The sequence below is a fragment of the bacterium CG_4_10_14_0_2_um_filter_33_32 genome (assembly GCA_002792735.1).
Classification (GTDB): Bacteria; Patescibacteriota; CPR2_A; order CG2-30-33-46; family CG2-30-33-46; genus CG2-30-33-46.
The window spans coordinates 1-5122 of record PFOW01000004.1 but is presented as its reverse complement, the minus strand read 5'-3'; the positions used below and the strand labels follow the sequence as shown (position 1 = coordinate 5122).

Genomic DNA, 5122 nt, shown 5'->3' with positions numbered 1-5122 from the left:
TCTTTTTTTTCTATACTGCCGGTTACGGGCTGCCAAAGGTTACCTCTGTCTTCACCTCTTTTTAAAAGCAAAAACTCATATCCCCGCATGGTTTTTTTGAATATGTATGCTTGTATTTTTTCTTTCATAATCAATTTCTCATGGAGCCCACCACCGGGATCGAACCGGTGACCTCATCCTTACCATGGATGTGCTCTACCAACTGAGCTAGGTGGGCAGCATAAATTATTTTTTAGCTGCCTTTTTTACTGGTGGTTTTTCTTTATTTAATAAAATATTACCGACTGAAAAATATTTTCTGAAAAAAACAAGATAAATAATCATTATCAATATATAAAATAAACCGGCACAACCTATTATGTTCATTTTTTGTTCATATAAAGAAGTTTCTATCCCCTGTTTGAGTAAATTAATGGATGAAAGATCAAAAATATTAACTATTAATAGATTGACAATGCTCATAACTAAAAAGATTAGAACTGAATCAATAACTATAGCAAATACATTTTTTGTTTGCTTTGTCATACTTACCTCTTTATATTAACTTTATTTTATTTTAAAACATTATTCCCATTATACCAAATATATCAAAAGTTAGTACTGAGTTTATCAAAATTATCCTATATTTTCTACCTGTTGCAAAAAATAATACCTTAACGACCCACTGTGATCCTATGCCTCATTGGACTTATTAGATTTTTCTTTTATTTTTTAGCGGATCAAACATTTTAAAACAAAAATTTTTGTATGATTATCAATTTGTTTTATAAAATAAATGTATAAAATTTAAGTATATTAATAGGAATAGGAGACAGAAATATGGCAAAAATTGTTTCATTATCGATTATTTTATTGGCGATAGGCTTATTCCAAAATAACAAAAACGAATCAAGTCACATAGAAATAAAACCGGAACAGCTCCCCTATGTTAAACATTTTGAAATAAAAAATGGAATTTTAGATCTAAATATTGATAAAGATAAAACAAATGTAAAGCTTGAAACTAAAGATACAGATTCCATCGATACAAAAATAAAGGTTGAAAACAATAATGGTACCTCGAGTGTTTATATCAATCAAAAATAATATTAAGTTTATTTAAATATATAAAGGTCGATAGGTAGAAAATCTACCGAAATAAAAAATTAATAAGGGGGTCAAAATGAATCAAAAACTAAAGAAGTTAGCAGCTGTTGGGGCTAGTATAATCTTTTCTACGGGAATTGCATTTGCTGATAATACGGGTTTAGGCAATCACAACACTGGGTATAAATCCCATAATAACGTGGATATAGATGATAAAACAAAAGTAGAAGTAGAAAACGATAATAATGCACATATCTTAAATGATGTTTTAGCATTATCCAATACCGGCAAAAATAAAGCTAACTATAACACCGGTGACGAAGATGGAGGCAGCATAGATGTTTCAACCGGTAACGCAAATGCTAAAGCTAAAATCAGTAACAATTTAAACCGCAGCAAGACAAGTGTAAGCGTTCAGGGAAACAACAGTATGGAAGTTAAGAATTCTACTACTGGTGCGCAATCAAGAAATAATGTAGAAGTTGAAAAAGAAACTAAGATTGAAATAGAAAACAGCAATAGAGCTTGTGTTACTAATGATGTTTCAGTTATTGCCAATACCGGCAAAAATAAAGCTAACAGCAATACAGGCAGTGTAAGTATTGATACAGGAAATGCTACGGCTGATCTAGAGATAACTAACGATATTAATAGCAACGATACAACTGTTAATGTTAAATAGTTCCAATTGGCGGGGGCATTATTCCCCTACCCGATCTTATCCAACAAAATCAAAATTTTAGGGGGAGCAATGATTAATAAAATTTACACTAAATTGACTAAAACAACTGTTTTTTTAGTTATTCTCTCCTTTTCGATTTTCTCAACATATCCGGCACTTGCCGCTGATCCTCTAGTTACAGAACAGTCTAGCATGAATAACCAAGGTAGCATAAAACAAAATGCAGAAGAAAATATCACGCCTGCAGACAATGATAAACCGGAGCAGGATCCAGCTACAGCTACTACGGAAACAAACAATAATACGCCGTCAACAAATAATAATACTGACACTAATCAAGAAACAACAAAAGAAGCAAATAATAATAGTTTATCTAATAATAATCAGCCTATTAATAGTTCCCCTGACCAAGGAATTAACAATAAAAAAAATTTAAATACAAGTACCGAAACTAATAATACAAACCAAGCTAACAATGACAATAAAATCTTAATAAATTCCAATACTGGTTTAAATGAAGTAAATTATAATACGGGCAATGCGAGCGTTAAAACCGGCGACGCTGATTCAACTCTTAATCTTTTAAATTTTATTAACTCTACTTTTACAACTCTACCTGGGAGCGGAATATTGTTTGTTTATAAAAACATTTACGAGAATTTATTTGGAGACTACATCGTCGATCCTTTAAGCGGAGAAACCTATGCATTAAATGGTGCTAGGATTAACACGGTTGATTCGAAAAATTCTACCATAATTAATAACAACAATGACGCTAACCTGTCTAACAATTTTGCATTAACGGCCAATTCAGGAAACAATGAGGCAAGCTACAATACCGGCAATGGAAATATAACAACCGGTGATGCTAATGTAGCGCTTAATCTATTCAATTTTTTAAACAGCAGTATTACTGCATCCCAAGACGGCGTCTTTGGAATTTTTAATGTTTTTGGAAACTGGACTGGTAATCTATTGATTCCTGATAGCATGCTGGGTAGCAATAATACATCTACTTATTTTATAGTAGGTAATAATATTACAGATATATCTAATACCTTGTATATAAATAATAACAATAATGCAGATATATCAAATAATCTAAATATTTATAGCAACACTGGCGGCAATGAGACATCTTATAATACAGGTAGTGGGGCAATTTCTACCGGTGACGCAACGCTTAAATTAGCTGCTGGTACTTTAGCAAATCAGAATATTATAGGTGACACAATATATTTTATTTTTGTTAATGTTCTTGGCACTTGGACAGGAACAAATCTTCTACCATCGCCGTCAACAAATCCAAATAATCCCAACACTGAATATCAGCATAGTGTTGATAGTGGAATAGTAAAAATTGCTAATTCAACCGATATAACAAACAACAATCAAGCTACAATAAATAATAATATTGATATATCAGCCAACATAGGGCTTAATGAGGCTAGCTATAATACTGGTAACGGAAATATAACGACAGGCAACGCCAATGTATTAGCAAATATCCTTAATCTTTCAAATATAAATATCGTAGCATCTAAAGTAGTGCTTATGGTGGTTAATGTTTTTGGTAATTGGATCGGTAATATTGATACTGTTAAACATAATTCTAGCAGCAATAAGACTTCTGCCCCTCCTGCTAATCAGCCCTTAAATAATATTATTTTGAACGATAAAAAAGTTTCAAATGAAATTAATAATTTAAATAATCCTGTAGTTATTAACGACTTTAATTCAGCCGCAATAAATGGATTATATATAAAAAATAATGAAAACAATGATAGATCCAATAATAATAGTTCTCAATATCTTTCATCTAACTTTAATAAACCGACTTCTTTAAATAACCCAATAGTTCAAGGGCAAAATACAAAAAAAGCAGCCGATTTTATGGAAAAAGCCAGTTCTGCTGCAAAGATATTTTTAGGCTATTTATTTATTTTGTATTTAATAAAATTAAATGGTTATATAAAAAGAAAAAGAGATGATAATTTAAGAAAGATTTAAATAAATAAAATTGTAGAGGGAAAAATGAAAAATAAAAAACTAAAAGTTGCTACTTGCGTTTGTATGGCCATGCTTCTTATCACCGGCAGCGCACTGGCTGACAGTGGCAATTCTCAAAGTCAAATTGATTCGAGTTCTAGCCAAACCGTAAAAGTTACCAAAAATAATGTGGCACAAGAATCAAGCGGCAACGGTGAGATTATTGTTAATAATGATGGCTCTGCAGGAGAAACAAATATTACACTTGAAAATAATACAACTGGGGCTGAATCACGTAACAATGTATCAAAAGAAGAATCCGTTAAAATTAATATTGATAATAAAAATGATCTTAATATTAATAATGATGTTACCGTAAAATCTAACACTGGGAAAAATGAAGCCATGGGCAATGCTGGCGGCATTTCAATAAAAACCGGGAATGCTAATGCAGAAGTTTCGATTTCTAATAAAGCCAATATGAATGAAACGACTATTACATTAGGCGAAGTTTTACCTACAGGACAAGGTGGGGCCCCGCAACAACCCGCAGGAAAAATAGCCGGTGCTTTGGGTATGGGTGGAATGCCCTTAGGAATGGGTGGTGGCGGAGTTTTGCCAACCGCTGGAGATAATAGCACATTATTCGCAGTACTAGTATATGTAATTTTATCCGGATCATTAGCATTATTAGCTCGAAAAAAACAACTAATTTAACTGGGCGATGCTTCATAAATTTGATCAGAATATATACCACCAAAAGCAGCACACCAAGCCCAATTATTAAAATACCATCTCCAATTTTTTACACCACATCTTTAAGAATGGCTAGTATCTTCTAGTTGAGCAGTTAAATCATATGTTGGACTATTGGTAGTGCGTCCAACGTTTCCATACGCATATGAAAAACAATTATTATTCCAGAGAGGACACGATGAATTTATAGGATCTTTAGGTAGATTAGAAATGTAGGGTAATAAGTCTGATTCTAATGCTGACCATGAAGCGCTATTATAGCTATTTCTATACCCATTACAGTCCCAACCACACCCTGATTGTGGATAATAATCATTTTCAAGCTTGTACATTTCTAATGCCTGTTTTATTTGGTCTAGATCATGCATTCTTTTTGTATCTCTTGCGTCTCTTGAAGCATTATTAATTCTAATAATTACTAATCCTGCAAGAATAGCAATAATCGCTATTACAACTAATAATTCAATTAATGTAAAACCTTTTTTGTTTAACTTAAATTTGACCAATTATTATTTCCTTATATTAAATAATACTTATTATCTCACATTGAATAATGTAAGTAAAATAATTCATAGTTGTCCTTCGACTGCGCTCAGGACATTCTTCTCG

General features: G+C 32.0%; 6 protein-coding genes and 1 tRNA gene. 4 read left to right on the top strand and 3 right to left on the bottom strand.

The features are described from left to right. Positions 1-141: 141 nt before the first annotated feature. Positions 142-217 (bottom strand) — tRNA-Thr (locus COX95_00160). An 8-nt stretch (positions 218-225) separates the two neighbouring features. Continuing rightward, the gene (locus tag COX95_00155) at positions 226-525 is read right to left on the bottom strand and encodes a hypothetical protein (GenBank protein PIZ86690.1); all 300 of its coding nucleotides are present in this window, start codon (positions 523-525) and stop codon (positions 226-228) included. A 294-nt stretch (positions 526-819) separates the two neighbouring features. Between COX95_00155 and COX95_00150 the strand changes: the two genes are divergently transcribed. The 4 genes from COX95_00150 to COX95_00135 all read left to right on the top strand — a co-directional run bounded on the left by COX95_00150 (position 820) and on the right by COX95_00135 (position 4474). Beyond that, on the top strand, positions 820-1086 hold the full coding sequence (locus COX95_00150; GenBank protein ID PIZ86689.1) for a hypothetical protein: 267 nt from the start codon (positions 820-822) through the stop codon (positions 1084-1086). 76 nt (positions 1087-1162) lie between these two features. Next, positions 1163-1768: a hypothetical protein gene (locus tag COX95_00145; GenBank protein PIZ86688.1), complete on the top strand. Its 606-nt coding sequence runs from the start codon at positions 1163-1165 to the stop codon at positions 1766-1768. A 69-nt stretch (positions 1769-1837) separates the two neighbouring features. Beyond that, complete coding sequence (locus COX95_00140; protein ID PIZ86687.1) at positions 1838-3778, top strand: hypothetical protein; 1941 nt, start codon at positions 1838-1840, stop codon at positions 3776-3778. A 24-nt stretch (positions 3779-3802) separates the two neighbouring features. Continuing rightward, positions 3803-4474 (top strand): hypothetical protein, encoded by a 672-nt coding sequence (locus COX95_00135; protein ID PIZ86686.1) that lies wholly within the window; start codon positions 3803-3805, stop codon positions 4472-4474. Positions 4475-4575: 101 nt separating this feature from the next. Here the strand turns inward: COX95_00135 and COX95_00130 are convergent, their stop codons facing one another. Continuing rightward, positions 4576-5019, bottom strand: a complete 444-nt coding sequence (locus COX95_00130; protein PIZ86685.1) for a hypothetical protein — start codon at positions 5017-5019, stop codon at positions 4576-4578. Positions 5020-5122 lie beyond the last annotated feature (103 nt).

What these genes read in the sequence shown, in the direction of transcription:
- COX95_00155 (PIZ86690.1), bottom strand. Translation starts at nt 525, where the DNA reads ATGACAAAGCAAACAAAAAATGTATTTGCTATAGTTATTGATTCAGTT.
- COX95_00150 (PIZ86689.1), top strand. Translation starts at nt 820, where the DNA reads ATGGCAAAAATTGTTTCATTATCGATTATTTTATTGGCGATAGGCTTA.
- COX95_00145 (PIZ86688.1), top strand. Translation starts at nt 1,163, where the DNA reads ATGAATCAAAAACTAAAGAAGTTAGCAGCTGTTGGGGCTAGTATAATC.
- COX95_00140 (PIZ86687.1), top strand. Translation starts at nt 1,838, where the DNA reads ATGATTAATAAAATTTACACTAAATTGACTAAAACAACTGTTTTTTTA.
- COX95_00135 (PIZ86686.1), top strand. Translation starts at nt 3,803, where the DNA reads ATGAAAAATAAAAAACTAAAAGTTGCTACTTGCGTTTGTATGGCCATG.